This window comes from Koromonas soli, assembly GCF_059726265.1.
The window spans coordinates 1,136,939-1,154,634 of record NZ_AP040872.1; the positions used below are offsets into that span (position 1 = coordinate 1,136,939).

General features: G+C 55.4%; 14 protein-coding genes. 5 read left to right on the top strand and 9 right to left on the bottom strand.

Features of this window, described 5'->3' with window-relative positions:
• Nucleotides 1-183: 183 nt before the first annotated feature.
• Nucleotides 184-1,263, top strand: coding sequence for a deoxyhypusine synthase family protein (locus AC6IY8_RS04955; RefSeq protein ID WP_497777596.1), 1,080 nt, complete (start codon nt 184-186; stop codon nt 1,261-1,263).
• A 323-nt stretch (nt 1,264-1,586) separates the two neighbouring features.
• On the opposite strand, the gene AC6IY8_RS04960 is transcribed toward AC6IY8_RS04955, so the two are convergent.
• Nucleotides 1,587-2,144 carry a pyruvoyl-dependent arginine decarboxylase gene (locus AC6IY8_RS04960; RefSeq protein ID WP_497777597.1) on the bottom strand — a complete coding sequence of 186 codons (558 nt, stop codon included), beginning with the start codon at nt 2,142-2,144 and terminating at the stop codon, nt 1,587-1,589.
• A 134-nt stretch (nt 2,145-2,278) separates the two neighbouring features.
• Nucleotides 2,279-3,178, bottom strand: coding sequence for a LysR family transcriptional regulator (locus AC6IY8_RS04965; protein ID WP_497777598.1), 900 nt, complete (start codon nt 3,176-3,178; stop codon nt 2,279-2,281).
• Between the two features lie 383 nt (nt 3,179-3,561).
• Here AC6IY8_RS04965 and glnA point away from each other — a divergent pair, with 383 nt between their 5' ends.
• The 4 genes from glnA to mdh all read left to right on the top strand — a co-directional run bounded on the left by glnA (nt 3,562) and on the right by mdh (nt 10,429).
• Entirely contained in the window at nt 3,562-4,989 is a 1,428-nt protein-coding gene (gene glnA, locus AC6IY8_RS04970) for a type I glutamate--ammonia ligase (RefSeq protein WP_497777599.1), read from the top strand.
• A gap of 89 nt (nt 4,990-5,078) precedes the next feature.
• The gene (locus AC6IY8_RS04975) at nt 5,079-7,838 is read left to right on the top strand and encodes a [protein-PII] uridylyltransferase family protein (RefSeq protein WP_497777600.1); all 2,760 of its coding nucleotides are present in this window, start codon (nt 5,079-5,081) and stop codon (nt 7,836-7,838) included.
• A 148-nt stretch (nt 7,839-7,986) separates the two neighbouring features.
• Nucleotides 7,987-9,411: an NADP-dependent isocitrate dehydrogenase gene (locus AC6IY8_RS04980; protein WP_497777601.1), complete on the top strand. Its 1,425-nt coding sequence runs from the start codon at nt 7,987-7,989 to the stop codon at nt 9,409-9,411.
• An 88-nt stretch (nt 9,412-9,499) separates the two neighbouring features.
• Nucleotides 9,500-10,429, top strand: coding sequence for a malate dehydrogenase (mdh, locus tag AC6IY8_RS04985; protein ID WP_497777602.1), 930 nt, complete (start codon nt 9,500-9,502; stop codon nt 10,427-10,429).
• Between the two features lie 75 nt (nt 10,430-10,504).
• Here mdh and AC6IY8_RS04990 read toward each other — a convergent pair whose 3' ends face one another.
• From AC6IY8_RS04990 to AC6IY8_RS05020, 7 genes are all read right to left on the bottom strand, one after another.
• On the bottom strand, nt 10,505-11,035 hold the full coding sequence (locus AC6IY8_RS04990) for a peptidylprolyl isomerase (RefSeq protein ID WP_497777603.1): 531 nt from the start codon (nt 11,033-11,035) through the stop codon (nt 10,505-10,507).
• Between the two features lie 106 nt (nt 11,036-11,141).
• Nucleotides 11,142-11,744, bottom strand: coding sequence for a peptidylprolyl isomerase (locus AC6IY8_RS04995; protein WP_497777604.1), 603 nt, complete (start codon nt 11,742-11,744; stop codon nt 11,142-11,144).
• Between the two features lie 21 nt (nt 11,745-11,765).
• Nucleotides 11,766-13,094: a dipeptidase gene (locus AC6IY8_RS05000; RefSeq protein WP_497777605.1), complete on the bottom strand. Its 1,329-nt coding sequence runs from the start codon at nt 13,092-13,094 to the stop codon at nt 11,766-11,768.
• A gap of 111 nt (nt 13,095-13,205) precedes the next feature.
• Nucleotides 13,206-13,904: a DUF5715 family protein gene (locus AC6IY8_RS05005; RefSeq protein ID WP_497777606.1), complete on the bottom strand. Its 699-nt coding sequence runs from the start codon at nt 13,902-13,904 to the stop codon at nt 13,206-13,208.
• A gap of 210 nt (nt 13,905-14,114) precedes the next feature.
• A complete protein-coding gene (locus AC6IY8_RS05010; RefSeq protein WP_497777607.1) occupies nt 14,115-14,666 on the bottom strand; it encodes a WcaF family extracellular polysaccharide biosynthesis acetyltransferase in 552 nt (183 codons plus the stop codon).
• A gap of 683 nt (nt 14,667-15,349) precedes the next feature.
• Entirely contained in the window at nt 15,350-16,516 is a 1,167-nt protein-coding gene (locus tag AC6IY8_RS05015; protein ID WP_497777608.1) for a glycosyltransferase, read from the bottom strand.
• Nucleotides 16,513-17,664, bottom strand: a complete 1,152-nt coding sequence (locus AC6IY8_RS05020) for a glycosyltransferase family 4 protein (RefSeq protein WP_497777609.1) — start codon at nt 17,662-17,664, stop codon at nt 16,513-16,515. The genes AC6IY8_RS05015 and AC6IY8_RS05020 overlap by 4 nt, the downstream gene beginning before the upstream one ends.
• Nucleotides 17,665-17,696: the final 32 nt, after the last annotated feature.

A 17,696-nucleotide genomic window follows, 5' to 3' on the forward strand; every position in this document is an offset into this window, starting at 1 on the left:
GTTCTTACTCTTGTACTTGGTGTGTCATCCTGAGTGAGGCGAAGGATCCCATCGCCGTCCAAATAGGCACTCCTGCTCAAAGGCATTTTGGCCTCCATCCCCACTATCCCGAAGACGTTTGGAATCCACGCCCCCATGCTTTATCCTTGATCTACTCAGAACAATTAAGAAGAGGTGCGTTAGTTGAATCACGGCAATCACGGACACAACCCCGGCGAAGGCTCCGGCATTGAGCGCGAGCTGCACGACCCAATTTCCGACAAGCTTGTAGCTCTTGAGCCGCTCGATCTTTCCAAAGTCACCACGGTTGACGATCTCGTTCGCGCCATGGGCAAGACTGCTTTCACCGGGCGTCAGATCGGCCAGGCTGCCGACGTGCTCGAAGTGATGGCGCGCGACAAGGATGCATTCGTCGTCATGACCCTCGCAGGCGCCATGACGGTCGCCAAGCAGGGTCTCATCGTCGCCGATCTCATCGATGCTGGTATCGTCAAGGCCATCGTTTCCACTGGAGCCCTCATGGCTCACGGACTCGTCGAGGCCGCCGGCAAGTCTCACTTCGTATGGGACGAAAAGCTCAATGATGTCGAACTCTACGAAGCCGGCTACAACCGTGTCTATGACACGCTTGAGCCCGAGTCCAATCTCAACTTCGTCGAAGGCATCGTCGCCCAGATCCTCGAAGCCTGGGACGCCAGCGAAGTCCTCTGCTCCTACAAGTTCACCCACGCCATCGGCAAGTATCTCTCCGAACACGCCGAGGGACGCGGCATCCTGCGCTCCGCCTACGAGAAGGGCGCATCGGTTTATATCCCTGCCTTCACCGACTCCGAGATGGGACTCGACGTAGCGCTGCACAATCGCAAGCGCGCCAAGCAGGGAAGACCGCTTATTCAGTTCGATCCTTTCCTCGACCTCAACCACTTCGCCGAGAAGAACCTTCAGCAGACTCGCCTCGGTATCTTCACCATCGGCGGCGGTGTCCCGCGCAACTGGACCCAGCAGTTCGGCCCATACATCGAACTGCGCCATCGTCGTGGCGGCGAAAATCTACCGCTCAAGCGCTACCACTACGGCCTGCGCATCTGCCCCGAGCCTGTTCATTGGGGCGGACTCAGCGGCTCGCCTTACAGCGAGGCCATCTCCTGGGGCAAGTTCGTACCTCCGGCCGAAGGTGGCAAGTTCGCCGAAGTCTTCGATGACGCGACCGTCGCTCTTCCTCTCGTCGCCGGAGCCGTCCTTGAGCGCCTGAAGAAAAAGTAGCTCGGTTCAAAAAGCAATCGCCCCTCTCCAGTTTTGTCGGAGAGGGGCGATTTTTTGTTCGCCAAAAAATGCGCTCAAGGCTCCACCCTGAAACTCGTTTTCCGAGAGAAGAGTGGGGCAGTTTGTCTCCGTTAACACTCGAGTAAACAGCGATCTTCATCCCACTTACAAAGTTGAGCAATATCTAACCCCTGCCTGTGCGCTGCTAACCAAGTCGTTACAGGCCCGTTTACCCGTCGTGCACTCTTTGCAACTTCCCGGGCGACCCAAAATGAAGGCCCCGGATCGTCTCCGGGGCCTCACCAAAACGCACGAATGTTGAACTAATCGAAGATCAGGATCGCTGCCGCAATCGTGGTCGTCCACAGTCCAGTCTTGTCGCCGATGGCGCTCTGCGTGATGTTCGCCGTGCGAACAATCTTGTTCGACAAGCGATAGACTTCCTTCTTTTCGTCCCAGCTCTTGTCGGGGTCGAACTCGACGTTCAGCGTGGTCGCGAGCATCTCGGCGGCCAGTTCTTCAGCATAGTCGCCCGCAATCTGGTCGGTCTCGCCGAAGCTGTGATGTTCGCTCAGATAGCCATACGTCTTGCTGTCGGCGGGCATTGCCAGACCGATGCTGGAAGCCACAAGGCGATGCGGTTCACGGGTCGAGTTTTCTGCAACCACTGCGAAAACAACTTCGCCCGGGCTCAGATACTTCAGTCCCTGCGCGCGCGTTAGCAACTTGCAGTTCGGCGGGAAAATGGAAGAGACGCGCACGAGGTTTTGCGCGGCAATACCAGCGTCGCGCAGCGCGAGCTCAAATGATGTCAAACGCTCTTTGTGCTTCCCCACGCCCTTGGTGAGAAAGATGCGCTTGGGGACCATGTCTTTGGCCAATTCTTGTTACTCCTCTGCGAATGCATACAACCGAGCCAGATGTGTTTTGGCGGCACTTTTGAAATTAAATGATTCTGAGAAGAGGCGCAATCCACAATCACACAATTTCTGAGCAGGAATAAAGCTATGGTGCGCTATTTGCGTACTACCTGGGGAGATTTTAATCGGACTGCAATATCGATAAACGCCAACGCGGCTCGGCTCAGGGCCTTGTCCTTGCGGAATACCAGCGCCATGTCGCGCCGAATCTGCGCATCCGCGAGCTTTACGACGGCAATAATTCCCAGTCGCACGTCGCCCGTAGCCGTGGTTAACGGGCAAAATCCTATCCCTACTCCAGCAGAGACAAAGCGTTTCAATAACTCGCTCGAATCAAGCTCCATGCTGACATTCGGCTTCATGCTTCGTTCTTCAAACATGCGCTCGATGCTGTCGCGAGTGCGCCCCATTTTCGGTACCAGAAGAGGATAGTCGCCAAGCTGCGTGACATTGACTTCCTTGTATTTCGAAAGCGGGTGATCCACCGGCGTTATCAGCACCAGCTCGTCTTTGTGGATAGGCACGGCTGTGATTCGCTTATCCGAAATCGGCATAGCCGCGACGCCAAAATCAGCAGAGTTGTCGATAATGCTTTCCAGCGTTTCACGTGTTTCCGAGCGCTTCACGGTGATCCCGACATCCGGATAATTGCGCTTAAATTCCGCAAACACTTCGGGAAGAATGTGAAGGCAACTACCCTCGTTCGCTGCGACCACGATCTCGCCGCCAGGAACGCGCTCGGCTTCAGCGACGGCGTGAATGGCCTCCCGACGCGCCTCCAGCGCATTCTCAACGTAGTTGAGAAAGATTTTCCCCGCGGCTGTTACCGAGACCTTTCCGCCCGTACGGTCCAGCAGTTTTGCCCCGACTTCTTCTTCGATGGCGCGAATCTGCGCCGAAATCGCAGGCTGCGTTCGGAAGCGACGTTCGGCAGCGCGCGAAAAACTCAAATTCCGCGCCACTTCTAGAAAAGTCTCTAGCTGGTCAAAGTCCATTCTTTATTTCGCTCGGAGTCCCAAACAAAACCAGTGAAACGTTTGTGTTTCTTTGCCGATCCGTAGTTCCAAAGTGTAAATCACTCTGGTGTAATCCTTACATCTTCAATGAGAATAGCAACATTCCTGGTTAAGCTGCCAACTCGTCGGGCATCGGAGCTCAATGATAATCGAGAGTTATGCGTTTCATAAGAACTTTCGATTTCCCGCGCGAGCACCTGATCCATACTCTTAAGGGCGGCAGAGACGTCGTCCCATGAGCTGGGGAGAGTAGCTGTTTTCAATGGTCTGTTTTTTTCTGACCTTCGTCCAGCAAAAACTTAAGCTGACTCGGTATCCTAGTCATATCGTGCCAACTTGCGGCATGGAAGAGGACTTACAGAATGCGCTCGTCCAGTGAAGTGAATGCTTCCACTGTTTTAGAATTCGCCCAGCAACAAGGCGTGCAGATGGTTGATCTTCGATTCAGCGATCTGCATGGCCTTTGGCATCACATCTCCTTCCCAATCGCTCAACTGACGCTCGATTCCTTCCGCGATGGTTTCGGCATGGATGGTTCCTCTATTCGAGGCTGGGCGGCCATTCATGAGAGCGACATGCTTCTGATTCCAGATCCATCCACCTATGTTATGGATCCATTTACGGAAGCTCCCACGTTGGGCATGATCGCTGACATCATTGATCCCGTTACGCGCCAACGGTATGACCGTGATCCTCGCTACATCGCACGCAAGGCCGAGATGTACCTCGCGTCTTCGGGAATTGCGGATCAGGCGATGATTGGAGCTGAGGCGGAATTCTTCGTCTTTGATAACGTCAGCTTCGATCAAAGCACCAATCATGGCTTCTACTACATTGACGCCGACGAGGGCCGCTGGAATTCAGCTCGCCGTGAAAACAATCTTGGATATCGGCCGCGCTATCGCGAAGGTTATTTCCCAGTTCCACCCACAGACCATCATCAGGATTTGCGGACGGAGATGCTGCTGACCATGCAGGAATGCGGGCTTCAGGTGGAAAGCCATCATCATGAATCCGCAAGTGGCGGACAGGGCGAGATCGATATGCGCTACTCGTCCCTTCTTCGATCGGCGGACGCCATGATGCTGTACAAGTACATCGTACGCAACGTCGCAAGGCAGCATGGGAAAACAGCTACCTTCATGCCAAAGCCGCTGTTCCAGGACAACGGCAGCAGCATGCACACACACCAGTCGTTATGGAAAGATGGAAAGCCGCTGTTCTTTGGCGATGGCTATGCGGGTCTGTCCGAACTTGCATTGTGGTATATCGGCGGACTGATCAAGCATGGGCCGGCGCTCGCTGCTCTGACCGCGCCGACGACCAACAGCTACAAGCGGCTTTCTGCCGGACTGGATGCACCGGTGAACTTGGCGTATTCGCGGCGCAATCGCTCCGCCGCCTGCCGCATTCCAATGTATTCTTCGGCTCCCGAAGCGAAGCGGGTCGAGTATCGTCCGCCTGATCCAAGCTGCAATCCGTACATTGCATTTTCGGCTATGCTCATGGCCGGACTGGATGGCATAGAGAATCGAATCGATCCCGGTTCACCGCTCGACAAGGATATTTACGACCTTGGTCCAGAGGAACTGCAGCGCGTGCCATCGATTCCGTCATCGCTGGAAGCCGCTTTGGAAGCGCTTTCGGTCGATTACCAGTTCCTCTTAAAGGGCGATGTGTTCACCGAGGATCTGTTAGAAACGTACATTGCCTACAAGCGAGAGCACGAGGTGAACGCGCTTCGTTCGCGCCCACATCCTTACGAATTTGCGCTTTACTTCGACAGCTAGTCGAAGGGGTGTCGCACAGTTAACGCGCCTGACATAGCTCACGTCCGGCGCGTGCTATTCTTCGGGCGAGACCTGACCGAGGCAGTCGCGTGGCGTCTGACACAAATCAGAGTAGCGGACTTGAGTTCTCATTTGCGGAGAAGTCAACATGCGCGCGCTATGCGAATGTGTGTGAGTTGCTCCCGCAAAAAGCTGCTGCATTGCTGCCGCGTTTTCTGGTGGAGGCAGGGAATCGCGACCAATGCGTGTTGCAACTGGAGACTCTGCTTCAGAAATTCCCGGAACAGGCGTGCAGGGCTTTTGATTCGAGCGCTGTTGCTTTACGCGCATGCATTGTTTTGTTCGGCGCCAGCCAGTGGCTTGGGCAGACACTTGTTCAAAACCCAGATCTGCTTGAGTTATTCGCGCACCCAACCGGCTTGGTCACTACAAGATGGCTGGAAAACTTTCGCGAGGAGTTTGCGCGTTTTCGGCAGCAAACAGTCGACCTTCCACTTGCTCGACTGCTGGCGCGGTTTAAGCGACGCGAGTATGTGCGAATCTTCGTGCGCGAATTGCTCGGGTTAGCATCACTTGCCGAAATCACCGCGGAAATCTCGTCTCTCTCCGATGTCCTCATCGAACTTGCACTTTCGCATTGCGAGGTTGAACTTCGCCGCCGACACAATGGTTGGCCGAAACTGCGTTCTATTCGCGGGCGCGTCCACCCGGCGCCATTCTCCGTGTTGTCACTTGGCAAACTTGGCGGGAACGAACTCAATTACAGCTCGGATATTGACCTCCTCTTTCTTTTCGAGGATGCGGAGGACGTCGGAAATCTCGCAGTCAGCTCACGTGAGTTCTGCACGCAACTGGCTCAGGAACTAACAGGCGTGCTGTCGAGCCTGAGCCCGGAGGGGCAGGTGTTCAGGGTTGACCTGCGCCTTCGTCCGCAGGGGCTAAGCGGAGAAATGATTGTGGGCCGCAATCAGGCACTCCGCTATTACCGCGCGGTCGCGCACGACTGGGAGTTGCAGTCGCTGCTGAAGATAAGGTTCAGTGCCGGTGATCGCGCGCTTGCCCGTGAGTTCGTGTCGCAGATACAGGAGCTGATCTATCGCAAGCAACTGAGTCTGGATGCGGTCAAAACGGCAGCGCGTTCGCTCGAGCGTATTCAGTGCGGCGGCAGCCACCAGAGTTCCCGCGATCTGGATGTGAAGAACGGCGCGGGAGGATTGCGCGAGATCGAATTTGCCGTGCAGTGTCTGCAACGAGTGCATGGGGGGCGTGAAATATGGTTGCGTTCTGGCGGAACTCTCTCGGCCTTGCAGAAGCTCTATGACAAAGGGCACATTGGCGAGTCCGAGTTTCGAGAGCTGTTTCACACCTATGGATTGCTGCGCGCCATTGAGCATCGAATCCAGTGCCGTCAGGGAGTGCAGTCTCACCGATTGCCGCGTGCAGCGAGTGAACAGCACGCAATATTGCGTTCGCTTGGAATGGAGAGCATACAGAATGAAGAGGACGTGCAGCGCGCTATGACGTCGATGAGTGCACTGTGCGCGCGCGTGCTTAGCCTTGGTACTGGAGACGTGGCAGCTCCAGTGTCGGTGCGCTCCGTCGGATTTGGCGTGCCCGGAGCTGAACGCCTGATTGGCGAGCTTAAGTCGAAGTCGCCAATCTTGACAGAGGCACTCTCCGCAAATGTTGGCAGCCCTGCATTGCGGAATCTGCAACGTTTTCTCGCCGCGGCCTCGACCGGTGACACAAGAATCCGAGACGCGATCCGGAATGTGCAGTGGATAGAAAAAGCCATCCCTGTATTTGCTCAGAGCTCCTTAGCGACAGAGATACTGTCGCGCCATCCTGAAGATATTCTCGCCTTATTTCGACCATGCAAACTCGGCGGCGGTGCGACAGCAGATGAGATCCGAATCGAGTCGCGACAGTGCATATTGCGGTTGCTGGGACGTTCACTGCTGGAGCAAGCTTCGGTGTGGGATGTCCTGCGCGAGAACACGCGGAGCTTTGATGTCCTGTTGCAAAAGGCCGTACGTGCATGCGAGCCTCCCGATGGGTTCGGCGTATTTGTTGTGGGGCGCTTTGCCACCTGCGAACTGGATGTATTGTCGGATGCCGACCTGATGTTCGTGCGCAGTTCGGAATGTAATCCCGACAAGGCCGAGCAAAGCGCGCGCGCCCTGGTGGAGATGCTTTCAAGCTACACGCGCGAGGGATCGGTGATTGCCGTAGATACCCGAATGCGGCCACACGGTGCTGAAGGCGAACTGGTGTCGTCCACACGACAGCTAGCGCAATACTTCGATACTGAAGCCAAAGCCTGGGAGACTCTTGCGTTCGGCAAGCTGCGACTGATTGCCGGAGCCGAGGAACTTGGCGTCGAGGTGCGCGAATCCATCAAACGTTTGCGGCAGCGCTTTGCAAATTCCGGCGGTTTTGTTACAGACCTGCGTTCGATGCGTAAGCGCCTGGCGGAGACGAGCGGCCCTGACAGCTTCAAGACTGGGCCGGGCGGACTTTATGATCTCGACTTTTTGGTTGGCTTGCTCGAAGCGCGTGGAGACCTGCAATCGGCAGGGAAGCAACTTCCCGGTCGCCTGCATACACTGGCAGAGGGCAGATTTATTTCACCGGTCCAGGAGCGAGATTTGCTTCACGCCGTTGACCTGTTTCGCAGAGTCGATCACGCGGTTCGTATTGTGGAAGGCCGCTCAAGGAAGCGTCTGCCGGAGAGTGATGCGTTGCGGGAATGCATCAGCAAGGTTGCTGGTTGTTCCGATATGGATGCGGCATTGCGGCAGGAAATGGGGAAAGTGCGCGCAGTTTTCACTTCGTTTTTCGGCGATTGAAGCGCGGCACATCAGGTGATAATCTCAACTGTTCGTTGAAGTTGTGCTCGGAGGACCGCGTAAAAGGTGGGTGCGTGGGGTGCCGACGTGCGGTACTGAGCGCGACATCATGCTGTTTACAGTAGGTTCTACATCCCAGGAGGATTCGATGGCGGCTTCCTACAATGGCTTTCCGCTTCCGGCGAATGGCCGCGTAGTTGAGTTTGTAAACGGAAAGTTCGTGATCCCCGACAACCCTATCATCCCTTTCATTGAAGGCGATGGCACGGGGCGCGACATTTGGAAGGCATCCGTGCGCGTTGTGGATGCAGCCGTGGAGCGCGCGTATGGCGGAAAGCGCCGCATCGTGTGGTACGAGGTATTCGCGGGCGAGAAATCGAAAGAGATGTTTCAGAGCTGGCTTCCAGATGACACGGTCAATGCATTTCGCGAACTGCGCATCGGCATCAAGGGCCCGCTTACAACTCCCATTGGCGGCGGTATTCGCTCGCTGAATGTCGCACTGCGACAGATACTTGATCTCTATGCTTGCGTGCGCCCGGTGAAGTACTACAAGGGTATTCCTTCTCCGGTGAAGCATCCCGAGCACATGAATGTGGTGATCTTCCGCGAGAATACTGAGGATGTTTACGCCGGGATCGAGTGGAAGCAGGGAACGGCCGAAGTTAAAAAGCTAATCAACTTCCTGAACAACGACATGCTGGCCGGCACGAAGAAGCGCGTGCGTGTGGACTCGGGAATCGGAATCAAGCCGATGTCTGTGACGGGGAGCAAGCGACTCGTGCGCATGGCGATCCAGTTTGCATTGGATAAGAAGCGTCCGAGCGTCACACTGGTTCACAAAGGCAACATCCAGAAGTACACTGAGGGCGCTTTCCGCGAGTGGGGCTACGAAGTTGCGACACAGGAGTTTCGCAACGAGACGGTCACAGAACGGGAAAGCTGGATTTTGGGTAATAAGGACAACAATCCCTCACTCACGGTAGAAGAAAACGCAGCGATGATCGAGCCTGGCATGGAGCACGCACCGGAGGACTTCCGCCAGGGAGTTTATGCCGAAGTAAAGGGCGTGCTGGACTCGATCTATGAGACGCACGGTCACGGCAAGTGGATGACGAAATTGCTGATCAACGATCGTATTGCCGACTCGATTTTTCAGCAGATCGTGACCCGTGCCGATGAATACTCTGTGCTGGCGACGCCGAACCTGAATGGCGATTACATTTCCGACGCATGTGCAGCGCAGGTTGGCGGGCTGGGAATTGCTCCGGGCGCGAACATCGGAGCGGAACACGCGATCTTCGAAGCAACGCACGGAACGGCCCCGAAGTATGCAGACAAAGATGTAATCAATCCGGGATCGGTGATTTTGTCTGCCGTAATGATGCTGGACTTCATGGGCTGGCAGGAGGCTGCCCGCCTGGTAGAAAACAGCATGGAACTGACGATCGAACAGAAGCGCGTCACGTATGATTTCGAGCGCTTGATGGAGGGCGCGACCAAACTGCGTACCAGCGAATTCGCTTCGGCGATTATCGAGAATATGGCGGCAGGTGTTTCAACTGCGAGATAATTCCAACGCTGCCGAATCGCTGGTCTGATTCGACGCAAACGTTTTTATACCGCAATAATGCCGCTCATGCGGCTTGAAAGGGAAACAAATGCGCAAGAAAGTGTCCATTGTTGGAGCAGGAAACGTGGGGGCGACAGCGGCCCATTGGATCGCCTCAAAGGAACTGGCAGATGTCGTCCTGATCGACATCATGGAAGGAGTTCCGCAGGGCAAAGCGCTCGATTTGCTGCAGGCGATGCCGGTGGAAAAGCGTGATAGCGCGATCGTTGGAACCAATGATTACGCTGACACCGCGAACTCGGACATCGTGGTCATCACCGCTGGAATTCCGCGCAAGCCGGGAATGAGCCGAGACGACCTGCTGAACACGAACTACAAGATCATGCAGGATGTCGTGGGCAAGGTAGTGAAGTACTCGCCCAACTGCATCATCATTGTCGTTAGCAATCCTCTCGATGCAATGGCTCAGGCCGCTTTCAAACTGAGCGGCTTCTCGCGCAACCGGGTTATCGGCATGGCTGGCGTGCTTGATTCGGCCCGCTTCCGCACCTTTATCGCTCAGGAACTCGATGTCAGCGTTGAGAACGTCACGGCCTTCGTGCTGGGCGGACACGGCGACACAATGGTTCCGCTGCCGCGCTATTCCACCGTAGCTGGCATTCCTATCACTGAGTTGATCGCCGAAGATAAGCTGAAGGCGTTGGTCGAGCGCACTGCAAATGGCGGCGCCGAGATCGTTAAGTATCTGAAGACCGGCAGTGCGTACTATGCTCCTTCTGCTTCGGCAGTTGAGATGGTCGAAGCGATCCTCAAAGACAAGAAGAAGATCGTGCCTTGCGCCGCCTATCTGGAAGGCGAGTATGGCATCAACGGCCTATTTGTAGGCGTGCCAGTGAAGTTGGGCGCCAACGGCCTGGAAAAGATCATCGAGATCAAGCTGACTGCCGAAGAGCAGGCTGCTTTGAACAAGAGCGCTGAAGCCGTGAAGGAACTGGTTAAGGTGATTGGAGTCGCGTAATCATCATTTAGCGTGAAAAGCGAACCCCGAGGCCGAAGCCCCGGGGTTTTTATTTCCAGTGCGATAATCTAAAAACTAAACACGGGTGATCGTGACGCTTTCGAGCACGACGTCGCTCTTTGGTCGGTCCTGATGGTTGCGCGGGAGCGTGCTGATCTTGTCCGAAATGTCCTGCCCCTCGACAACCTCACCAAAAATCGTGTGATTGCCCGTAAGCCACGGAGTAGCCGCTACGGTGATGAAGAACTGGGAGCCATTGGTATTTGGACCGGCGTTGGCCATTGCCAGCTTGCCAGGCTTGTCGAATTTGTAAGGCGACCCCTTGGTTTCGTCTTCAAATTTGTAACCGGGACCACCCATGCCTGTGCCGCTAGGATCTCCGCCCTGAATCATGAAGTCGGGAATGACACGGTGGAAGATTGTTCCGTTGTAGAGCGGACCGGGACCTTTCTTTCCGCTGACATTGTCCTTCCAATCGCGCTTGCCTTCCGCGAGTTCAATGAAGTTGGTGACAGTCTTCGGGGCTTCCTTCTCGAATAGACGGCATACGATGGTGCCGTGGTTGGTTTGAAGCGTGGCGTATAAACCTGGAGTACGTTCAGCCATGCTGGCTCCTTGCTGGGGGAATAGATAACATTCAGATTAACAAAACTAGTTTGCTGCTTCGAGCGTGGCGACTAGATCATCTGTCGACGCCGCGCAGGTGAAGAGATTACTGCCCGTCTTCGATCTTGATGTGCTTGATTACGACGTCCTTTTTGGGGTGATCGTTTCCGCCCCGTGGCTGGCGAGCAATCTTCTTCACCAGTGACACGCTCTGATCGTCGCACTGGCCGAAGATCGTGTAGTTTCCGTTCAGAGATGGATAGGGAACCTCGGTGATAAAGAATTGCGAGCCATTCGTGTCTGGACCGGAGTTAGCGTACGCGAGGCGGCCAGGACGATCGAACGAGAGGTTAGAGAGTGTTTCATTCTTAAACCTGTAGCCGGGATTGCCAGTGCCATTCCCGATCGGGTCTCCACCTTGAATCATGAAGTCAGGAATGACACGGTGAAATATGGTGTTGTCATAGAGCGGAACGCCATGTTGCATATGCCCTGTTTTGGGATCTCTCCACTCCTTGGTGCCCTTGGCGAGTTCGATGAAGTTCTTCGTGCCGATGGGCGCGGCCTTGGGGAAGAGGACACAGCGCAGGTCGCCCATGCTGGTTTCAATTACAGCGACCGGTTGCTCCTTCGTGCCTGTTTGGGCCTTTTGCGCGTATGCGCCCAGCGTGAAGACCAGCAGGGCGCTGGCGATCAAAAGTTTTCGCATAAGTTTCCTCCAAGTGATTTCTTATTTAGTTTGAGGGATATTGATTTCAGGCCGTTGGTCCGGGTTTTTCTCGTTCTGTATCTCGCTCGACACTCGCTCTACGTCTCGAAACACTCGCAGCAAGTTTCCGCCAAGGACCGCCTTCATGTCCGCCTCCGTGTAGCCACGGCGCATGAGTTCGGCTGTGATTTTCGGCAGGTCCTGCACGCCATCAATGCCCTGCGGCAGGCATTCAACTCCGTCGAAGTCCGATCCGATGCCGACATGTTCCACACCTGCGACCTTGATCATGTGATCGAAATGATCGATGAGTACGCTGAGAGGTGGACGCGGGACCGCCGCGTTTTTCATGGCCATCAACCGGTCGAGTTCAGCTTTGGATTCGGGAGTCTTCGGTCCGTGCCAGAGCTCTTCGGCGTGCCTTAGTTCGGCGGGATGCGCGTTGTCGAAGGCTTTCGACTGTACGTTGTATTCATCGCTGATGAAGCCACAATTGAAATTGACCTGTGCCACGCCACCATTTCGTGCAAGAGCAATAAGCATATCGTCTGTCATATTGCGTGGATGGTTAGCGATGGCACGCGAACTACTGTGGGAGGCGATCACCGGAGCGCGACTCACGACTAGAGCGTGGTAGAAAGTGCGATCGCTCACATGCGATATGTCCACCATCATGCCGAGGCGGTTCATTTCCCGCACAACCTCACGGCCGAAGTCGGTGAGTCCGGGATCTTTTGGCTTCCCATTGTCGCCTATCTTCACGTCACCGGAAGATTGCCCGAGTTCGTTGGAGTTGGCCCAGGTCAGCGTCATGTAGCGCGCACCCAGCCGATAAAAATCGCGCAACACCCGGATGTCGCCCTCGATTGCGTGTCCGCCCTCGACTCCGATGAGTGCAGCAATTCGCGGATTGGGTCCGGAGCGGGCATTCACGATATCCTGTGCAGAGTAGGCCATAACGAGATTGTTGGGATGCGCACGGATCGTGTCATACACGGAGTCGATCATGTCTAGCGCGCGCCGAGTGTAGTGGTCCTTGTATTGGGCCGGGTCTACCCAAATGGAGAAGAATTCGGCTCCAAGGTTTCCTGACTTAGCCTTTGCGAAATCCCAGTGCCCCTTGCCCGCGTCTGCGGCGGGATCGAACGCCTCGTCCACAAAGCGTCCCGGTGTGTCGGCATGCGTATCGATGACAATGGCTGAATCGTGTACGGAACTGGAGTTTACGGCCGCAGTGGCCGTCGTTCCTTTCAACTTCGCATTGTTCGATGGTGTCTTTTGTGACGTTGCCGGATGGCTCAAGGCCGGGAGCATTAAGGCAAGACAGGTCACAACTAGCTTCAATCTCATCTTGTCTCCGTGAAACTCCCAATTATACCGAAGCCAAGATAGGGATGTTTCTTAGTCAAAATGAAAACGCCCAGGCACGTAGCCCGGGCGGGAATTCTGTATTCCGGCAATCTAGCGATTTGCAGCGAAGTCGAGTGGGGCTTCGCGATATTCGTGATATCGGTCGCTCACCATAATGTGATAACAGGCTTGGCGGCGTTCCTCGGCGGCTTCGACCAATCCGAGTTGCTGCAGCTTGAGAACGTATTGATCAAACCAGGCACGCTGCTTCGCCGTCATGGGGCGCTTGCCGATATCGACCGTCAGGCCAGCCAGGTGCGACGAAGCTGTGTCGCCGTCGATGGGCGCGGCATTGTGATTTGAGCGCTGCAGGCGTGCCTGCTGATCGACAGTGCGCACGGCTGAGGTCACTTGGATCGGTTGGTGGAAGCGAGCATAGAAGGCCTGACTCAGGTCTTCGAGGAACGCACGTGTCCACGGACGGCAGAAGCGCCGATTCACATCGAGATTGGGAGCGATTTGGAGGGCTTTGGACTCGTGCAGGCTGACGAGATCCCCGCGAAGCTCAAGCTCTTCGAGTTCCTGGTCGTCATTGATGCGGGTCAGCTTCAAGCGATCGATCTCTTCATTCTGGCGAAGCATCGAGTCATGCGAGCCGCGCAACACGGGATTCCAGCGCACCACCCTGGCACGCGCGTGGCGAAGCGAACGCTTCGGGGTCCGGTAGGAGGAACGGATCGTTGCACCGGAGGCGAAGGTCATGCCCAGCACAAAAACGAAAATGAGTGTGGCTCCTATGCGTCGCTTCATCTAAAACGAAACTACTCCCAATAGGTATGATGGCGGTTCAGCCCACAGTGTAACCTAATGTGCTTGAATTTCCGCTCAGGTGAATTGCGCAATCCTGCCCATTTTGGAATTATAGCCAGTATCGGAGGTTGTATGAGCCTCGGCGAAGCTGAACCGCACTCGACAACCTGAACGCAGCGTGAGGGACGCAGCTGCTGAATGAGACCAGCGCTACTCCGACTGATTGAGAACTCTCTGCCTGATCTCCCGGCAGGGATTGCCAGCATTCACCGTCCACGCACGCACATCTTTTGTTACCACCGAGCGCGCACCGACGACTGCTCCCTCTCCCACAGAAATCCCCGGGGAAACGAAAACGCCCGCTGCGAGCCATGCCTGCGACCCGATCTCGATTGGCTTGCTTTCGAGTGGAAATACTGGGTTTGTGAAATCGTGTGTTGACGTGCAGAGATACGAATATTGAGAGATCACGGTGTGCTCGCCGATACGAATTGGCGCGAAATTATATAGCTCAACCCCGGGCCCAATCCACGATGCCTCGCCGATCTCGAGATTCCACGGACACCAGACCTTCACACCACCGCAGATAAGGTTGGAGTAGCACACCTTAGCCCCGAAGAGTCTCAGCAGGAATACTCGCAAGGGGCTCAGAATGCGCGGCGTACGGGGTAAAAAAGGAAGTTGAAAACAACTCCACAGTGTACGCAGCAACTTGATGTGGGTCGGTGTCGTGCTGACGACACGTTCAAGATTAACGCCCATCTTCGTTCTTCTCCCCGTGGGCAGCACGATGAACTCTGCTTGTTAAATGCTCATGGATGGGCCGATTCGGTGCTCCCAGGCCGGTATGATTGAGACCCTGAGGACGCCCAGTATCACCTGAATCAGAGCGCTTGGCCTGTTTCGGTGTCTTCTTCGCCAGAGGACTATGAACTCGTAGGATGCTTGGTTGAAATGCAAGAGACTTGCGTTGCAGGTTTGGTAAGCTACGACTCTGATTTGTCAGCGAACTCATTCCGGATGGTTCAGCAATCTCAGCCACAGGCGCAAACTGTTGATGATGTAGGACTCCATTCCGCAGAGAACGGTGCGCGTGTTGTTGCTTCATCTTATCTGCAGATAAAGCGGAGTTCGAATGCTGATCTGGTGCGACCACAGTTTCAGAACCGAAGCTCGATTTCGCGGACGGCGCCGAGGCTTGCGAACGATCCTGAGATTGCAACGCGGGGCCCCAGCTAGAGGCAGATTTCGTGCGTGCGGGGGATCGCCTCGTGGGCTCTGCGCTGCTCTCCTGCCTCGGAGAATCCAGTCGGGTTACGGCAGTTGAAAGCTCTTTGACACCACTCTCCTGCGCTGGAAGAGAAAGCGCAGTCATGACTACGAACACCGCAGTGCACGCAACGCGGAGCTTTCCTGTGATCTTAATTGCTGTATGGTCACGCATGTTATCTCGTCTCCCAAGCGCGTATGACTTGGTTCAGTGCGTTGACGAGACCTTGTGCAGCGTTTGTGATTTCAAACCGCTGCTCGAAGCATTTGCGTGTGCGCATTCGCATGGCTGCTTTGCTCTCGGGCGACAGATCGCGCCAAGCTCGTAGCATCCCGCAGGTTCCTGCCAGATCATCGGTACCCACAAGCCCTGCGCCGTCCTGATGAATCTCCTGCCATATATTCACTTTGTTCGATATCAAGGTAGGCACGCCGCAGGCAAGCGCTTCCGCGACGACGATACCGAAATTCTCCTGGTGAGAGGGCAACACGAATATCTCCGAGGCGCGCAAGGCTCCCCATTTCAGGGACCCGGTAACTGTGCCCATCCACGTGATCCGTTCCGAGATTCGTCTGCGTTTCGCGACCTCCGCGAGCTTTGCCTGCCAGCCAACCTGATCCGGTCCGCACATGAGCAGATGCCAGTCAGGATCGGAGGAGAGCTCGTTTGCGAAAGCCTCGATCAGCAGATCGCAGCCTTTCTTCTCATGCAATCGGCCAAGAAAAATGGCGAGCCGCTTACCCCTCAATTGCGGATGCCTGCCGTAAAAGCTCTGGAGGTCGGCGTGCGCATCACTCTTCGGGCCTGCCGTGCCGTAACTCACTACGACTTCGTTGCAGGTATAAGGACGAAACGAGTGCCTTGCCAGCATGCGTTCCTCCTCGCAGGTGAACAGTACAGCTCCAGCGTCGCGCAGGACACGGTACTCGCTCCATGGCCAGTACAGCAGCTTTTTCATGTGCTTCAGTCGATATTGCTTGAACCACGGGTCAAGCATCCCGTGCGTAAATACCGCATAAGGAGTGGACGACCGGTGCAGTGCGCGCCACGCGGCAAGGCTGTGATATTGCCAGATACCGTTCACCACGACAACGTCGTAGCATTTCGCATTCGCGCGTAGCCACGGAACAAGCGTGTCGCTATACCCATACTTCTTCCATCCAGGGCCGAGCGCGTGAACTGGGAGCATGAATTCCTTCACGCAGGGCGCAGCTGGATCATCCAACGATGCCACTTCAATCTGGTGCCCGCAGGTGCGGTTTACCGAGGCCAATTGCTTGATGCCCTCTATCGGGCCTCCGCCATCGGGGTGAACGGAACGAATGAGGTGAAGCATCTTCATTCCGACACCTCGGCATATTCGCTGGCGTAATTGCCGTGGCTGATCACGTTGTCATAGATCTCAACATATCGAACGATCATCTCCTTTTCGGAGTAGCGAGCGGCGTTAACTAGATTCAAACTACGTCTCTCGTGTACGGAATCCAAGTGTGTGGCGATAATCTCCGCGAAAGTTGTGGGATCCTCAGGATCGATGTAGATCGCAGCCTCTCCGCCAATCTCATTCATTGGTGCGCGATTGCTCGTGAACACTGTGCATCCACAGGACTGCGCTTCGATGATTGGCCAACCGAATCCTTCCTGAAGCGAAGGAAAGATCAGGGCGAGCGCCTCTGAATACAGCGCACGGAGGTCTTCATTAGAAATGCCGGTGAGCGCGATGACCTTACCTTGGAGGTGATGAGCGGCTGAAAACTCCCGCATCACGGTCGTCCACTCCTTGCCGACCATTACTAGCTTTAAATCCTGAAATGCGGTGCGCTTAAGAAGTTGGTGGAAAATCTGCAGCACCCCAATCCGATTCTTGTACCACTGGTTTCCACCGACGTGTAGCAGGAAGCGAGTACCTGTGGCGATCCCGAGTCTCGACAGACATTCGCGTGCTGAGCTCGGTTCCATCGGCGCGAACGGATACGCGAGCGAGTTGTAGATCACGCGACTGCGTCCGCTCAGTTGTGCAATGCGATTTAGATCGCGCAGTGTTGCTTCGGATATGCAAGCAATATACTGAGCACGTTCCAATCCGTTCAGTATGAAGCGTTGCAGTTGTCTTCCAGACCAGCGCGTGCGATTGTGGTCCATTTCTCCTAGCGCAGAGCGGACAGCCAATAGATCGTGACATGTGACCACGTGCGGCTTGCCGTAGAGGTACCGCGTATAGATCGCATTTGAATGATCGCAAATGTGCACCACGTCTGCCCATTTGGCGGCCTCGCGAAGCATTCGCGGAAATAGCAGCAACTTGTCCAGATATCCAAGCCACTTGCCGATCCCATGTGGAGACCGCCTAAGTCTGCCGACCATAACCGGTGGACGGACTACCCGCACTTTGTGGCCTTCCCGAGCGAGGGCTTCCTTCAAAAGGCATGTGAAACGCTGCATGCTCTCCTGCCGGTCCTCGATGTAGTTGCCGATAAGTAAGACCTTCATCTCGGGATATCCAATAGACCGAGTGCTCGTGA